Consider the following 14,466-nt stretch of genomic DNA (forward strand, 5'->3'; position numbering starts at 1 on the left):
TCTCCAACGGATCAATTTCTATGTCAGCGGTACAGGGTCATTGGCGCGAAGTATCCAGTCAAAGTTTGCCACCGGCAACTTATTTAAAACCGCAGATCAGAACATCCAGTCAAGTGTTGATCATCGTCGAACGCAAGGAAGACTGGGCCTCGTACTTCCCCAGCGAAGACATCCTGACGGCCCAGGAATACCTCGAACAACCACCCGACAGCGAGCCGGGAAAACGGGTGCAGGTAATCAATCTGTGCCGCAGCTACAAGTACCTGGGCCACGGCTACTACTGCTCACTGCTGGCTGAAGCCCGGGGGCACAAGGTGATTCCTTCGGTGCGCACCATCAGCGAATTGACCCGAAAATCCCTTTACGGCCTGGCACTGGATGACCTGGATAAAACCCTGGAAAAAGCCCTCAACCATCATCTCTACAGCGACACCGAAGGTTTCACCCTGACACTTTATTTCGGCACAACGCATATCGAGCCGTTGCAGGATCTGGCCCGACAATTGTTTGAAGTGTTTCCGTGTCCGATTCTGTTAGTTGAGTTTCGTCGAACTAACGGCTGGCACATCGAAGGTATAAAGTCCGGCGCCTTGCATAAGTTGCGCGACGATCAGGAAGATCAGTTCGCCAATGCGCTGGACGGCTTCAGTCGCAAAATCTGGCGTGTTCCGCGTTCGCCGCAAGTGGCGCGTTATGACCTGGCGATCCTGCATGATCCGCAGGAAGCCTTGCCACCGTCCAACGCCCGCGCACTGGAGAACTTTGTGCGGGTCGGCAAGGGCATGGGCATCGATGTCGAGCTGATCGAACGCAAGGACTACGCAAGGCTGGCCGAGTACGACGGCTTGCTGATTCGCGAGACCACCAGTGTCGACAACCACACTTACCGTTTCGCCAAAAAGGCCGAAAGCGAAGGGCTGGTGGTGATGGACGACCCGACGTCGATCCTGCGCTGCACCAACAAGGTCTACCTGACCGATCTGCTCAACAGCCATCAACTGGGCATGCCGGCCACGGAAATTCTCTACAAGGAGCGGCCCGAAGACTTTGAGCGGGTTGGCGAGCGCCTGGGTTTTCCGTTGGTGCTGAAGATCCCGGATGGCTGTTTCTCCCGAGGCGTGATCAAGGTCGAGAGCCAACAGGCTTTGCTGGAGGCCACCGCTGAACTGTTCGAACACTCGGTGCTGTTGCTGGCTCAGGAGTTCTTCTACACCGAGTACGACTGGCGCATCGGCGTGCTCAACCGCAAACCGATCTTTGCCTGCCAGTACTTCATGTCCAAGGGCCATTGGCAGATCTACAACCACAAAGCCAAGGGCCAGGACGTCAACGGCGAATGCCGCACGCTGGCGATCCACGAGGCGCCGCGCGCGGTGGTGGAACTGGCGGTGAAGACCGCTAACCTGATCGGCGACGGCTTGTATGGCGTCGATCTGAAACAGGCCGGCGACAAAGTGGTGGTGATTGAGGTCAACGACAACCCGAACCTCGACGCCGGCATCGAAGACGCCTACCTGCAAGACGATCTGTATTCGCTGGTGCTGGAGGAGTTCGTGCGCCGTCTGGAGCTCAAACGTCGTGGCCAGGCCTGGTAACCGGCCGATGATCAACAGCTTTGCACTGAGCCACGGCGGGTTGCAGCGGGTCGAGCGGCTGGACGCCGAAGTCATGCTGTTCAGCAATCCCGACGCCGCCGAGCGCGACTTGCTGCACAGTCACTTTAAACTCGATGAACATGCGCTGGCCTCGGCACTCGACCCGGACGAGGTGTCACGGATCGAGTTTCACCCCGACCACTTGTTTCTGATCTGGAAACGTCCGGAGAACTATTCCGGGGGTGGCAGCCTGGCGTTCGAGGTGTCGTCCTGCGGTTTGCTGTTTTCGCCGAGCCAGTTGCTGGTCATCGCCACCGACGACACGCCGTTGCACGGTATCGGTACACGTCAGCCACTGAACACACCGCTGGATGTGTTGCTGGACTTGCTGTTCAACAACATCCATCACTACCTAGGGCACTTGAAGGTGATCAAACTGGTCGCCCGGGAGTTGCAGCAGAAATTCAACGCCTCGATGCAGAACCAGCACCTGGTGCAGATGTTCAACCTCAGCGAAAGCCTCATCTATTACATCAACGCCCTGCACAGCAACGGCGCGGTGCTCACGCGGTTGCGTAATCATGCGCAAAAACAGCATTTCGGCAGCGAAGCGATCGGCCTGATCGACGACCTGATCATCGAAAACAACCAGTGCTACAAGCAGGCGGAAATCTATTCGACGGTGTTCTCCGGGCTGATCGACGCCCGGGGCAACCTGATGAACAACAGCATGAACAACCTGCTGCGCAAACTGACGCTGATCAACGTGGTGTTCTTGCCGCTCAACCTGATTGCCAGCATCGGTGGCATGTCGGAATTCAGCATGATGACCGCCGGCACGCCGTGGTGGGTGTCGTACCCGTTATTCCTGGCGGCGATGCTGCTGGGAGCGGGGGGGATGCTGTTCGGGCTCAGGCGTCTGGCGAAATGACCGGGGCCGGGCGTTTGCGATCCTGCAGACCCCGGACCACCAGGTACAGCAGCGGCCCGACGGACACAAACACCGCCGTCAGCAACAGATACGGCACCACTGACCAGCCCGACTGCCCACGCTTGCGCGCATCCTTGTACATCCAGACGCCCGCCAGCGTTGCCAGCAGATAGAGATCGATCACCACTTGCGCGGTATCCGGCCGCGACATCAGGCTGATGCCGAAGTCGATCAGCGACTGTTCGGCCTGAAGCATCACGGAAACGGTATAACCGCTGAAGGCGATCAACGCGGTGAGGGGCAGGGCGACGGACATCATTGGGTTCCTTCCTTGGTCAGATGACTCGGATTTCCCGGCAGCAGCAGTTGCCAACGGACTTGAAGCGCTCAGGGCAGCAGCGGGCGCAGGAAGCTGCGCTCGTAGCTGACGATAAACTTCTTCTCGACCAGATCGGCCACCAGTGCCGTGCTTTCCGGGTCGGTCAGTGCGATGTGGCGATAGCTTTCGTAATCCGCCAGCGACGGGAAACTGAACAGGCAATACGCGATATTGCTCGCGCCTTCCGAGGGCAGGAAGTAGCCGTGATGCGTTCCGCCCAGCCGTTCGACGATGCCGAGCCAAGTCTTGGCGTAGGCTTCGAATGCGTCCAACTGGTAGGGATCAATCACGTATCTGACGTGGCAAGTAATCAATGCCGCTGCTCCTCTGCAAGTTACTCGGGAATGGCCACGCCGACTTTGTCTGAAGCCGACCAGATACGAAAGCGCACTTCAACGTCCTGCGGTGCATAAACCACGATTGGCAGCTTGCTGTTATAGCGCACGGTAAAGCCATCGCCGATCACCGGCACGAATGCGCGTTTTTTCTGGGTGCCGGGCGGGCAGGCCATCAGCGTGCTCATCGGGCCGCTGACTTTTTCCAGGCGGTAGAACGGATAGCCCCAGCCTTCGAGGTTTTTCTCTTCAAGGGTGCCGCCCAGGCGCTGGCGGTTGCAGTCGACCTCGAGGGTCTTGCCAGCGAGGATTTCGACTTTAAAGTTTTCTTCCTGGGCCTGTTGCGGCAGGTGAATAACCTGGCGGGTGAAGCCCGCTTCGGCCTTCGGATAAGGCGCGGTGTCTTCAAGTTTGGCGGCGTGGGTGAGGGTGGACAGGCTGGCAAGCATCAGACCGGCCGTCGCGTAAACAGTGAAATTACCCATTGAAGCCTCCTGGCGGGTGTACGTTGGTTGACGGGCATTCTCACTGCCATGGGCCATGAATGCAAACCGCCAACGGCTTGCAAAATGCAGTGCCTGCACGACCGCATCTTGCATTTTGCAACTGGCCAGTTGCCTGTCTTTTGGCCAAGCCATTGATTTGCAAGGAGGTGAATGCAACCTGATGAAAGGCACGTTTTATGCGTTGATTTGGTGCAGCGCACCGAGTTCGGGCGCCTACACTCCAATGGGCATTTCGCAATACAGCCGCTTGTCACAACCCAAGGAATTCAGCGGGGACACACCCGTGGGAGCCGTGGCAACGGTCGACGTGAATACTTGATTGGCAGTCTCACAATAAGGAGAGGTTTCGCCATGTTTCTGTCTGCCTTGGAACTCCGCAACATCATTGAAAGCAGTTTTCTACCGAAACGCTGCCAGTGCACGCTGTCCCCGGATCTGTCGATGACCGTCAAGGTGTATGGCGATCACCAGACCGATCAGGTTGAGCTGCTGGTGAGTGGCATCGATGCCAGTCACCTGAACAGCTGTCGCGAAATCAACGGCCTGATCGCCGGGTTGCGCTCGGATCTTGCGCAACAAACGGCAACCCATCATTCAGTGCCGCGATCCCGAGTCGTCTAACCGACTGTTTCACCCAGTTCGACCGTCACGCGCCGGGCCTGCAAGAAGCCAAGGCCCAGCGCGAACTCGACCAGCACCGCGAGCAAAATCCCGGGGCCGGCGTGGCCGTTGAGCCATTCAGCAAACCCCAGCACCGCCAGGCCAAAGCAGCCGACGATAAAGCCGTTGCTCAGCGCATTGCGCGCGATCGACACCGGCGCGTTGCGCACCAGATAAAACATCACTCCTAACGCTGCAAACAGCACCGCGCTGCGCCGTGCGACGAATCCGGCTGCCTCCGAATACTCAATGCTCCAGATCGCCAACAACACCTGCGGCGCCAGCCCCCAGGCCAGGGAAAGCAGAAAACACAGAGAGAAGGTGATGGTCGAGAGCGTGCGAAACGACAACTGCATGGCGAATCCTTGCGGCAGTGAAGAGGGCCCCGAGCATACCCCTCGAGACCCGTGCTCGCCTACCGCAAAGCCGCAAATCAGAGCTTTCTGTCAGTTTTGGAAACTGCAGGCGTCAGATAATTTCCTGTAACTAATTTCTTCCGGTTTACCGGTGTTGTCGAGGTACTTCATGTCGGCGGTGATGACCTTGCACTCCTGCGTCGGCGGCTCCGTCAGGGAAACCACTTTGGCTACATGCAGCGGCATGCCGTATTCATAGGAAGCAGCCTTGGAGGTGTCATTGGCCTGGGCCAGCCCGGCAAACGCGGTACAGGCGAGGGCGGTGGTGAGCAGGAACGGACGAATGTTCATGATGGACTCCGGTGCGACGGAAATGGAGTTCGGCATGTTGCAAGCCAAACCTGCCGCACTGGGCGTCAGCCAGGGGCTGAGGGCGTGCGGTTCAGTAGAGTTTTTGACCGCGGCGTTAAGCGATGGTTAACCGGGCTGAATGCCGGCTGTCTGGGCGGGGATTGTTTCGCGGGGGAGTCTCGGCGGATTCCTACAAGGGTGGATGCCTTGTCTGCTTTCGAGGGCTGGAGTGGGGCGGTTATGGTTTGGCGTCGCTGCAAAATCAGCGGCTTAGGTTTGGTCACCTAAAATAACAGCCCTCACAAGTGTGCCATTATTCGCTCCGTGGACATCTATGTCCTCGAAGTGCATTGCAGTGGCGGCTGTGTGCAGGGTCGCCTTCGGGCGTGCTGAGTTGGGTTGTTCTCGGTTGACCAAGCCTGCGCACAGTCCGCCTCCCCATCGTTTGGTCACGGTGTCGGCGGTTACTTACAACCTAATCGAGTAATTCCAATGCCAATCCTGAAACTAAGCTCCGCCCGCTATCTCCCGCTCAACAGCGGCGTCACCGACAGCGCACCGCTGGTCATCGACACCCAAGCCAACCCGAAAGACCTCTTCGAAGCCGCCGTGCAACGCATCCGCGCCGCCAGCGACCTGCTCGAAACCCTGCACTGCCTGTGCTTCAAACACGCCGATGTCCAGGACATTCCCCACATCACCCATGCGCTGTACCTGCTGACGCAGGATGGCAGCGATTTACTTCAGGTTGCGCAGCAGAAAATGCTGAACTGGCAGGCGCCGGTTTGACGCTGTAACTAAATAGCGGAAGGAGTGAGGCATCAATGCACTTCACTCCTTCCGCTATTTTTTATGCGTGAATTAGTGTAATCGGGGGGAGGACGTTGAATTACCGTCCAAGCTTGTCGGGAAAAAAGGAGAGCGGTGGATGGGTGGCCTTCCATTCCTTTGCCACGGCTTTCGACTGTTCAATCTGCTCGGTAGTCATCTTGCCTCCAATCTCCTCGAGTGTATCCTCGACGAATTCCTGAATGGCACCGCCCCCATCCAACTCTTTCAGTAGACTGATTAGTGCATAACCCTTGACTTGATCCAGTGGGTAACCAACCTGGTCAGGTGCATGGGCAATGTAAGAACCGTAGCTGCTGATTGCTTTTTGATCCCCAGTTTCAGCTGCGGCTTGAAGCCAGTATCGGACACCTTCAAGATCATTTTTCTTATAAAGAATCTCAATGTATTCCAACATTGCTTTTGAGTTTCCACCCTCCGAAGCCATTTTCAACCATTGTTTGACGGCCTCTTCACGTTTTCCCGGTATAAGAAAAAATCCTTCACCTTGCCGGTCGCCGATAGCCATCCAGTACTGCGCAAGCGCATAACCAGCACGCGCGGACTTTTCTAACCATTCGCGTTCCAGTGTCACTTCGTACATTAAATACAAAGACTCGGGATCACCTTCATTGGCTTTGGGAAATGTTAAGTCTTTGGCTTTATCAAGCCACTCAGCCGGACTTTTCTCGCTTGAGGGACAATTCTTAATTTGTTGGCACAGGTCGTGGCTACTTCGACCCAGCTGGATCATCGCGTAAATGTTGCCGTTATTTGCAGCTGCTTCATACCAGTGTTGCGCTTCGGAATTCATATAGCGATTGCGCTTCCTTAGAGCCTCACCCAAGTAATACTGTGACTCCACGTTTCCAGATTGTGCTTCCTTTTCCAGCTCGGAGATGGCTGAGCTAATTTTAAGCTGGTTGTACAAACTCACGCCTAAAGTTGGCTCGCTTCCTTGCGGGGTTGCTAAGCCGGTCGCAGTATAGGTGGCAATGGTTAATGCCAAAACAAGGTGGCGTATCAGCAGCACTGGTGTTAGTTACCTAGCTTGTCAGGAAAAAAAGAGAGGGGCGGGTGAGTTGCCTTCCACTCTTTAGCCACTATCTTTGACTCCTCGATTTGTGCAGGAGTCATTTTTTCACGAATCTCTTCACTTTTTCGTTCAACATACCTTCCAATTCCACCGCTGTCATCAAGTTCTCCAAGTAAGGTGAACAGTGCGTAGCCTTTGACCAAGTCAAGTGAGTAACCAACTTTGTCAGGCGTATGCGCTACGTAGGCACCGTAATTGCTTATGGCAGCCTGATCACCAGTTGCTGCGGCAATCTCTAGCCAATGGCGAATATTTGCCATATCTCCTTCTTCGAATAGAATTTGAAGGTAGTCCATCATGGCTTTTGGATATCCGCCCTCAGAGGACAGTAATAACCATTTTTTAACAGAGGCATCACGTTTTCCGGGAATCAGAAAGAATCCTTCGCCTTGTCGTTCGCTAACAGCCATCCAATATTGTGCAAGCGAATATCCGGCGTTAGCGGATTTTTCCAACCATTCCCGGTTTAGTGTGATTTCATACATTAGGTATAGCGATTCAGGATCACCTTTCTCCGCTCTTGGCAGAACTAAGTCTTTAGCGAGTGAAAACCATTCGGCTTGTGTTTTTTTGGTTGGAGGGCAATTTCCAATTTTTTCACAAAGGTCATTTTTTGTTCGGCCCAGTTGTATCATTGCATATACGTTATTGTTTTCTGCTGCAGTCTCATACCAGTGTTGCGCTTCTGGAGACATGTAACGACTTTTCTTGCGAAGCGCTTCTCCTAGGTAATATTGTGAGTCAATACTCCCACTGCTGGCCTCGCGCTCTAGTTCTTGAATTGCAGAGTCCAACTTTAATTGATTGTACAGAACTATGCCTTTCTGTTCTTTTTGTGCGGCGCTTGAGGTGGGGCTGGCAAATACGGCACTGCTCAAGACTATTAGAAACAAATATGTGATTGCTAGTGTTGTGTTTTCTTTTGCTTTCAATTGTAAAGGTGCCATTTATTAATAACTCTTTAAAAATGGTGTTGCGCCGCTAGGAGAGTAGTTGGGCTGCGGGATATAGTTTTGTTCGCAGAACTCGGCAGAATTGGCGCCAAGCAATTTTACATGGGACTTGTAGTATTTTCGGGCTTCAACGCCGGTGTCATCGAAGAGCGCGCGTACGCTTTCGGACATGAAGCTATCCAGTAGCATCCGATTTTTGCAGTAAGACATTTTTGCGTTAGTATCTTTTATGCCGAATTCGTTCATAGACATGCATGCAAACTCAAACTGACTTTGTGCTTTGTCGATAGTGTTCGTTTTTTTTGCGTTGGTAACGATCCAATCAAGAATTCGTTCAATGGCTTTTTGTTGCAGAACGTGAGCCTCAGCTTGGTTGTACACCCGCTTTTCATCAGCTACTCCATTAGTTCCTGATGCCGCAGTGATAGTGAACGCTTCCGGAGTGCTAATTAAGGTTCTGAACAAGGGCCCTAGAGCATCCGGAATGGCATTGATGCACCATTCCTCAAGAGCTTTTTTGTCACTGTAATACATGATTGTGTCCGCAATCGGCCCCCCCTTGCCACTCCGAGTCAACGCTTCATACAGACTCATCACAACATCCCAACGCATCATATACGCCATCGCCACATTCAACCCTGCGGCGCCCAATGCGTTGAGCGCTGAAGCATATTCACTTGCCTCTGGGTCCATCCATTCGACTTTACGGCCTTTGGTTTTATGCAGTTCTTTTCGATACAAGTTGATGATGTCAACCACCGCCTCATACCCAATCTCGAACTTAAAGCTGCCGTTAGCACCTGGCCCCAGTACCACTGCCGCTTTCAAGTTAAGAATAAATCGCCCGTTATCGAGGGATATCTGCGCGGTTCCCTGGAATCCCGCACCCAGCGCAACCCCTACAGACCCACTCAGCTTGGCGAGGGTCAGCCATGGGTTGGTTTTTTTCGCGTCTTTGTCACTGCCGATACCCATGGTGGGTGCAGTGCGCAGTGCGACGAGGTCTTTGGGTGGGGCCCAGTTCAATGCGCCGGTGAGTTCGATGGCCGCTTGCAGACCTCCGAAAACGTTGAAGGTGGCCTTTGCCCCGTTTTCAATTTGCACATTGGCTTTTTTGCCGGTGAGTACCTGGTCTGTGCTTTTGGTATCGACATAGGTACCGGACGTTGATTTGTGTTCAAGGTCGGGGGTAGGGCTGTTGTCACCGCTGTCGGCCTTGGCCTTCTTGGCCGCATCGTGATCTGCACGTTCTTCTTTGGCCGAGGCGTCCTCGCGCTGTGCGCGTTTGACGGGGCTGAGGGAGGCTCCGTATTTGACGTTGCCGAGGATGGGGTTCAACTCGACGGTACCGGCCAGCAACAGCGACGCGCCAGCGTAGCCCCAGGCCTTTACACCAAAGTGAAAGGAGAATCGGCCAAAACTCATCTGCTGGGCTTTGCCGTCCAAAAGGTAATCCAGGGTGATGTCTTTGGCGCTTTCCTTGGCGGGCATGTCGACCTTCATCAACTGCACTTCGCCGCGGGCCAGGTCGAGGCTCAAACCCATGTTGGCCGACATCTGAAAGCCTTCGGCGGCGCTCATTTTCGGACCTTCCAGCTTCACTTCACCGTGAATGCTTGGCTGGGGAGGGGTCAGGCAGCGGACGAATTGAGCCTGAGGGCTGTTATCGAACAGTCGGATTTTGCCGCGCACACTTTTCTTGAAGACCAGTTGCTGAAGGTGTTTCCCCCAACTGGTCAATGTTGCACTGTTTTCCAACTCAGTGACTTTGTAGCCCTGTTTTTTCAGATAAGCGTAAAAGTCATTGGCCTTGAACCAGCCTTTTTCATCAAAACAGTCACCTGTCTGATCGCTGAACTTCATCGCGCCCTGCGCGATAAGCCACTGGCGGAACGAACTGGTTTCGCTGTTTTTATCCGAGTCTTCCGTGGCATCGGTCGGTAAGCTTTCGCCCATCTTCTTGTAGGAGCGACTGGCTTTTTGTGCATCCTCCGCCATGATTTTTTTGAAGTCTTTCAGGTTCGTCATGCTGAACCAGCCCAGAGGCGTGCCCTTGGCATCCGAGAGGCTGACTTCACGCAAAGGAAAACCGGGTTTAACCATGCGGTCGACGGGTTTGGGCTGGAACTCTTCCGGTTCCCAGATCAGATGTCGTCCCGGTTTGGCCGCGATCACATTCCGCTGGGCTGTTGCCTGCAGGTCTTCCTTGATTTTCTGCAGGCGATCCCACTCGGCTCGCTCGACGTCAACAAGGCCCGCCGGTGCCTGGGCATTTTGTCCGGTGGCTTCGATCCAGCGTTTGTATTTTTCCTGGAGCTGTGCAGTTATTTCCGCCTGTTTCTTCTCGGTGTCCATGTACAACTTGAATTGCGCAATGCCCGATGGCAGGCCATCACTGATCAGCGCGAACTCTGGAAGCGCGATACCGTATTCTGAAACTCTGATAATGGATTCGGTGTAATCGTGGTAATTCAGCGCGTCGGCGTTCTTGTGCAACGTGTAAACGTAAGCGAAGAGGTCGGCGGTGCAGTCGGTCATGCCGGTGCAGATGTTCTCGTAACTTTTTTTCTTTTCAGCAAGGGCCTTGGCGACATCTTCGAGTGACACCTGCTTGAAGTCTTTATTGGCGAATAGCTTTTTCCGGGCCTCGAGATACGCTTGCACGCGGGCACGGGCTTCAATGGCATCCTTGGAGTACAGCGTCCCGCTTTCGTAGGAGTAGCCTTCAAGCTTTGCGGCCGCTACAGCCTCTTTTTTCAGCGCAAGCCATTCAGCCCGCCGTTTGTGAAAGTCGACAAATTCTTTGCGGATACTTTCCTGACCTGCGATGTCCGCATTCAAACGGTCCATACGAGACTGCGCGGTGTCTTCCTGAGGAGGTTGCGCGGGAGCCGCCGCGGGTTTGTTTCGATTGGCTTCGTTCTGTCTCTTTTTGGCGGTGGCGGGATCGATTTCGATCTCATCGCCCATCGCTTCGAACTCTTCCATGCGGGCACGCTTTGCGCCTGTGAGGAAGTTGCTCAACTTGGGTTCCAGGAAGTACTCGAGCAGACCTGACTCCTGCAGCCCGTTGAGGCGCGCATCGCGGGTCTTGTTCGGCGCAATCATTTTCTCCAGGGCGAACATCGATTCTTTAATGGCAGACACCGCACGCTCAGGCAGCAGCCAGAACTCTTGTTCCTCTGTTGCATAAATGGCGCTGGCATACGTTTTATCGCACGCACGGGCAAAGGGTTTGTAGGTTTTTGAGGACCCCTCTGGAGCGTCCTTGACGGGGTCCAGTTCAACCAGGTCTTCGGCCGAACACTGAGCCGGCGGATTGGTGGATGCCTGTGCGGGCGCTTGAGACGCAGCGGGTGCCTGAGAAGCCGGTTTGGCTGACGCGGCTTGCGCGCTTTTCGGTACGCTCAGATTCCATCCGACCTTGACGTTGTTCGGATTGGTAATGAAGGGATTGAGTTGGCGCAGTTGCGCCACGGTGCTGTTGTAGCGCGAGGCAATCTGGCCCAGGGTTTCGCCGGGCATGACGGCGTGATTCGTGATTTCCATGGTGATTCCGTTCTGTTGTCGCGTCGCCGTTAACGTTGGGCGACGGCGGCTGATTCCAGGAGCCGATCTACTTTGATAAACGACTCGTCCTTTGATTGCAGGATCGCCATGATCTCAGGCTGTGTTTCAAACAGTGGACCGTTTACGGCATGACCCAGTTTGAGCAGGTGGTCGCCGTCATAAATGTTGTTGTTGAGCAGCAGATCGAGATTGTCAGCAATATCGTTCAAACGATCCTCGCCGGGTTCGCCAAACGCCTCGTACTCTTCATCCACCCAATACACCCATCCGAGGCGCGCCTGAACTTGCGCGGCCGCCATCGGAAGGTTGAATGCCGCCTGGTCACCCGACCATGTCGATTCCGCGTTAGCCATCCAGGCTAACCATGGACCACGTTGCTGGCCAAAGTTTCCTGGCGCGGGGGCGTAAACGGCCGACCAACACCCCAACAACTGATCGAAGGCCTTTTCGGCGGTGTAGGCCAGTGCTGCCCACAGGCTCGGCTTGTGGTAACTCAGCAAGCTTTGCCCTCCGGAACCGTCGTTGGCTTTGAGCAGCCAGCGTGCATGAGCCAGGGCTTTTTCCGGGTCGGGTGTCGAGATCGCAATTCCCGAAAAGTGTTCTTCGCAGAGTTTTGCAGCTTCTGCAGCCAGTTTGCTGCCTCGGGGGGCGACCAGCCACAAGGGGCCATCGGGTATCTCGACGAATTCCGTTCGGAAAAACAGCCCTTCGCAAACTACGGGCTCACCCACCCGGTAGAGCCGGCTCATGGCTTGTGGCTGAAGCCCCTGGTCGATGATGAAACACAGCGATGGGTTCGCTGCCGGCAGGTCCGAGAAGTTGTAGCGAGGCTCTTCCAGCAAAGCACTCAGCGCTTTTACATGCATGTGCAATCCTTACGGCTGCAAGCGCCGTTACTCTGTTTTCCGCACAGCGGTGTGATGCCTGATTCGTTCAGGCGGGCGGGCAGCGGTGCTTTCCCAGCCTTATCCGCATCCACCACCTTCATCGGCCCCGGCAACAACGGCGCTGCCGGTGTCCCCACGCCCGGCGCGCCGCCGGTGTTGATCTTCACTTCGGCGCCGCTGATGGTCACGCCGCCGGCATCGGCTTTAACGAAGCTACCGCCGGCCTTGGCGGTCAGTTCCATGGCGCCTTCGATCACGACTTTCTGGCCGGCGTAGTAGTGGATCTCGGTTCCCGCTTCGACCAGTTGCGCCGTGCCGACCTTGAGGTGCTGGGTCACGGCGACGGTCAGGTGATCGTTGGCGCGCATTTCACTGATGCGATCCAGGTGAGTGATGCGGTGTTCTTCGACCTTGAACTCGCTGTAGGTGTTGGCTTCGACGGTGTCATGCCGCTCGTTGCCAACCCGGATCTTCTGGTCGTGCTCAATGTTCTCGTCCCAGTCGCGCTGGGCGTGGAGGTAGATCTGTTCTGCGCCTTTCTTGTCTTCGATGCGGAACTCGTTATAGCCCTTGCCGCCCGGTGAACTCAGGGTCTTGAAGGTGCTGCGGGTCTTGTTCGCCGGCAGGTCGTAGGGGACGACGTTTTCTTTGTGGTACAGGCAGCCGGTCACCAGTGGTTGGTCGGGGTCGCCTTCGAGGAAGGTCACCAGCACTTCCATGCCGATCCGTGGAATGGCGATGCCGCCGTAGGCTGCGCCGGCCCAGCCGCTGGCGACGCGCAGCCAGCAGGTGGTCTTGTCGTCGGCCTGGCCTTCGCGGTCCCAGTGGAATTGCACTTTCACGCGGCCGTACTGGTCGCAGTGGATTTCTTCGCCGGCAGGGCCGGTGACGATGGCGGTCTGGCTGCCGAGGACTTTCGGTTTCGGGTGTTCGAGGGCAGGGCGGTAGTGGGCGTCCCACGGGGTGGCCACGAAGCTGTTGCGGTAGCCCTGGTGGAAATCGCTCTTGTTGTCGGTGACGTCGCTGGTGACGTTTTCGCCCAGCACTTGCGGCTGTTTGCCTTCGTGGAAGATTTCCAACAGCAGCCACAAATCGTTCCACTCGGCGCGTGGGTGCTCGGCCAGGGTCATGAAGTGGCCGCTGGTCAGGGTCGGTTCGTCACCTTTGCCTTCGGCGAGTTTGTAGTCGCTGCGATGGCGCTCCAGCGCGCGGGTCGAGAGGAACTTGCCGCGCTCGCGCGTGGTGAAGCGGCCGGGGTAGTCGTAGTCTTCCAGGTCTGGCATGAACGCGGATTTGACCGCGCTTTCGGGCAGGATCTTCGGTTTTTCGAAATCGTAGTCACGGCGGCTGACGCGGCTGGTGCGGGTTTCCAGACGCAGGTTGAAACGCTTGATCACCGGTTTGTCGGCGGTCATGCCGGAGTCTTGCTGATAGTTCACCGGTTTCAGTTTGCGGAACACGGTCTGGTCGTCGCCGAACACCAGTTTGTGGCCGCTGCTGCTGTGCTGGAAGTGGAAGTGAATGCCTTCCTCTTCGCACAGGCGCTGAATGAAATGCAGGTCGGATTCGTCGTACTGCACGCAGTAGTCGCGTTCCGGGTATTCGGCGCCGAGCTGGAAGCTGTAGGCGTTGGCCAGAATCCCGCGATCTTCCAGGACGCGGGCGATGATCTTCGGCACCGTCAGTTGCTGGAAGATCTGCTGGTCATGGTTGTGCCGCAGGTAGGCCAGTTGCGGCACCAGGCTCAGGCTGTAACGGGTCAGGGTCTTGCCGGAATCGCCTTGCTCGATGCGATACACCAGGCCGTGAATCTTGCCCTCGCCAGTGGCGCCGAAGGTCAGGCAGCCAGGCTTGTGCAGGAGTTCTTCAAGGTTGAGGTCGGGACGGGCGCTGACCAGTTCGAGGTCGAAACGGAACGGTTCGTTGAGGGCTTCGCGACCGGTAAAGCTGAGGACTTGCAGGTCGGCTGAAGCGCCTTCGAGCGTGAGGGTAATGTGGGTAGCATTGGCGTCCAGCATG

General features: G+C 55.8%; 15 protein-coding genes. 5 read left to right on the forward strand and 10 right to left on the reverse strand.

Annotation, left to right across the window (positions count from 1 at the left end):
* The first annotated feature begins 20 nt into the window (after positions 1-20).
* Complete coding sequence (locus L6D81_RS07480; protein ID WP_236178524.1) at positions 21-1,595, forward strand: RimK family protein; 1,575 nt, start codon at positions 21-23, stop codon at positions 1,593-1,595.
* Between the two features lie 7 nt (positions 1,596-1,602).
* Positions 1,603-2,526: a magnesium transporter CorA family protein gene (locus L6D81_RS07485; protein WP_236178525.1), complete on the forward strand. Its 924-nt coding sequence runs from the start codon at positions 1,603-1,605 to the stop codon at positions 2,524-2,526.
* On the opposite strand, the gene L6D81_RS07490 is transcribed toward L6D81_RS07485, so the two are convergent.
* The 3 genes from L6D81_RS07490 to eco form a co-directional block, all read right to left on the reverse strand.
* Positions 2,507-2,845: a DUF2834 domain-containing protein gene (locus L6D81_RS07490; RefSeq protein ID WP_236178526.1), complete on the reverse strand. Its 339-nt coding sequence runs from the start codon at positions 2,843-2,845 to the stop codon at positions 2,507-2,509. The two genes, L6D81_RS07485 and L6D81_RS07490, sit on opposite strands and share 20 nt — an antisense overlap.
* A gap of 68 nt (positions 2,846-2,913) precedes the next feature.
* A complete protein-coding gene (locus L6D81_RS07495) occupies positions 2,914-3,219 on the reverse strand; it encodes an NIPSNAP family protein (RefSeq protein ID WP_085703035.1) in 306 nt (101 codons plus the stop codon).
* A 20-nt stretch (positions 3,220-3,239) separates the two neighbouring features.
* A complete protein-coding gene (gene eco, locus L6D81_RS07500; RefSeq protein ID WP_236178527.1) occupies positions 3,240-3,725 on the reverse strand; it encodes a serine protease inhibitor ecotin in 486 nt (161 codons plus the stop codon).
* Positions 3,726-4,097: 372 nt separating this feature from the next.
* Here eco and L6D81_RS07505 point away from each other — a divergent pair, with 372 nt between their 5' ends.
* Positions 4,098-4,367, forward strand: coding sequence for a DUF1652 domain-containing protein (locus L6D81_RS07505; protein WP_236178528.1), 270 nt, complete (start codon positions 4,098-4,100; stop codon positions 4,365-4,367).
* Here L6D81_RS07505 and L6D81_RS07510 read toward each other — a convergent pair.
* Complete coding sequence (locus L6D81_RS07510; protein WP_236178529.1) at positions 4,364-4,762, reverse strand: hypothetical protein; 399 nt, start codon at positions 4,760-4,762, stop codon at positions 4,364-4,366. The two genes, L6D81_RS07505 and L6D81_RS07510, sit on opposite strands and share 4 nt — an antisense overlap.
* A gap of 90 nt (positions 4,763-4,852) precedes the next feature.
* Positions 4,853-5,113: a DUF2790 domain-containing protein gene (locus L6D81_RS07515; protein ID WP_236178530.1), complete on the reverse strand. Its 261-nt coding sequence runs from the start codon at positions 5,111-5,113 to the stop codon at positions 4,853-4,855.
* On the opposite strand from L6D81_RS07515, the gene L6D81_RS07520 reads away from it, so the two are divergent.
* Both L6D81_RS07520 and L6D81_RS07525 read left to right on the forward strand, forming a co-directional pair.
* Positions 5,106-5,243 carry a hypothetical protein gene (locus L6D81_RS07520; RefSeq protein WP_170929350.1) on the forward strand — a complete coding sequence of 46 codons (138 nt, stop codon included), beginning with the start codon at positions 5,106-5,108 and terminating at the stop codon, positions 5,241-5,243. The genes L6D81_RS07515 and L6D81_RS07520 overlap by 8 nt on opposite strands.
* 362 nt (positions 5,244-5,605) lie before the next feature.
* On the forward strand, positions 5,606-5,902 hold the full coding sequence (locus tag L6D81_RS07525) for a hypothetical protein (RefSeq protein ID WP_074690670.1): 297 nt from the start codon (positions 5,606-5,608) through the stop codon (positions 5,900-5,902).
* Positions 5,903-6,002: 100 nt separating this feature from the next.
* Here the strand turns inward: L6D81_RS07525 and L6D81_RS07530 are convergent, their stop codons facing one another.
* Genes L6D81_RS07530 through L6D81_RS07550 form a run of 5 tightly spaced genes read right to left on the reverse strand, consistent with a single transcriptional unit; the run spans position 6,003 to position 14,465 of the window.
* Positions 6,003-6,974: a tetratricopeptide repeat protein gene (locus tag L6D81_RS07530; RefSeq protein ID WP_236178531.1), complete on the reverse strand. Its 972-nt coding sequence runs from the start codon at positions 6,972-6,974 to the stop codon at positions 6,003-6,005.
* Positions 6,975-6,979: 5 nt separating this feature from the next.
* On the reverse strand, positions 6,980-7,984 hold the full coding sequence (locus L6D81_RS07535; protein ID WP_236178532.1) for a tetratricopeptide repeat protein: 1,005 nt from the start codon (positions 7,982-7,984) through the stop codon (positions 6,980-6,982).
* Positions 7,985-7,987: 3 nt separating this feature from the next.
* Positions 7,988-11,539 (reverse strand): LysM peptidoglycan-binding domain-containing protein, encoded by a 3,552-nt coding sequence (locus tag L6D81_RS07540; protein ID WP_236178533.1) that lies wholly within the window; start codon positions 11,537-11,539, stop codon positions 7,988-7,990.
* Between the two features lie 29 nt (positions 11,540-11,568).
* A complete protein-coding gene (locus L6D81_RS07545; RefSeq protein ID WP_236178534.1) occupies positions 11,569-12,426 on the reverse strand; it encodes a DUF4123 domain-containing protein in 858 nt (285 codons plus the stop codon).
* Positions 12,417-14,465 carry a type VI secretion system Vgr family protein gene (locus L6D81_RS07550; RefSeq protein WP_236178535.1) on the reverse strand — a complete coding sequence of 683 codons (2,049 nt, stop codon included), beginning with the start codon at positions 14,463-14,465 and terminating at the stop codon, positions 12,417-12,419. Before L6D81_RS07550 ends, L6D81_RS07545 begins: the two co-directional genes overlap by 10 nt.
* Position 14,466: the final 1 nt, after the last annotated feature.

This window comes from Pseudomonas sputi (genome assembly GCF_021603585.1).
In the GTDB taxonomy this organism is placed as follows: domain Bacteria; phylum Pseudomonadota; class Gammaproteobacteria; order Pseudomonadales; family Pseudomonadaceae; genus Aquipseudomonas; species Aquipseudomonas sputi.

Excerpts from the sequence above, each read along its gene's own strand:
- L6D81_RS07480 (WP_236178524.1), top strand. The coding sequence starts at position 21 with ATGTCAGCGGTACAGGGTCATTGGCGCGAAGTATCCAGTCAAAGTTTG.
- L6D81_RS07485 (WP_236178525.1), top strand. The coding sequence starts at position 1,603 with ATGATCAACAGCTTTGCACTGAGCCACGGCGGGTTGCAGCGGGTCGAG.
- L6D81_RS07490 (WP_236178526.1), bottom strand. The coding sequence starts at position 2,845 with ATGATGTCCGTCGCCCTGCCCCTCACCGCGTTGATCGCCTTCAGCGGT.
- eco (WP_236178527.1), bottom strand. The coding sequence starts at position 3,725 with ATGGGTAATTTCACTGTTTACGCGACGGCCGGTCTGATGCTTGCCAGC.
- L6D81_RS07505 (WP_236178528.1), top strand. The coding sequence starts at position 4,098 with ATGTTTCTGTCTGCCTTGGAACTCCGCAACATCATTGAAAGCAGTTTT.
- L6D81_RS07510 (WP_236178529.1), bottom strand. The coding sequence starts at position 4,762 with ATGCAGTTGTCGTTTCGCACGCTCTCGACCATCACCTTCTCTCTGTGT.
- L6D81_RS07520 (WP_170929350.1), top strand. The coding sequence starts at position 5,106 with ATGTTCATGATGGACTCCGGTGCGACGGAAATGGAGTTCGGCATGTTG.
- L6D81_RS07515 (WP_236178530.1), bottom strand. The coding sequence starts at position 5,113 with ATGAACATTCGTCCGTTCCTGCTCACCACCGCCCTCGCCTGTACCGCG.
- L6D81_RS07525 (WP_074690670.1), top strand. The coding sequence starts at position 5,606 with ATGCCAATCCTGAAACTAAGCTCCGCCCGCTATCTCCCGCTCAACAGC.
- L6D81_RS07535 (WP_236178532.1), bottom strand. The coding sequence starts at position 7,984 with ATGGCACCTTTACAATTGAAAGCAAAAGAAAACACAACACTAGCAATC.
- L6D81_RS07540 (WP_236178533.1), bottom strand. The coding sequence starts at position 11,539 with ATGGAAATCACGAATCACGCCGTCATGCCCGGCGAAACCCTGGGCCAG.
- L6D81_RS07545 (WP_236178534.1), bottom strand. The coding sequence starts at position 12,426 with ATGCATGTAAAAGCGCTGAGTGCTTTGCTGGAAGAGCCTCGCTACAAC.
- L6D81_RS07550 (WP_236178535.1), bottom strand. The coding sequence starts at position 14,465 with ATGCTGGACGCCAATGCTACCCACATTACCCTCACGCTCGAAGGCGCT.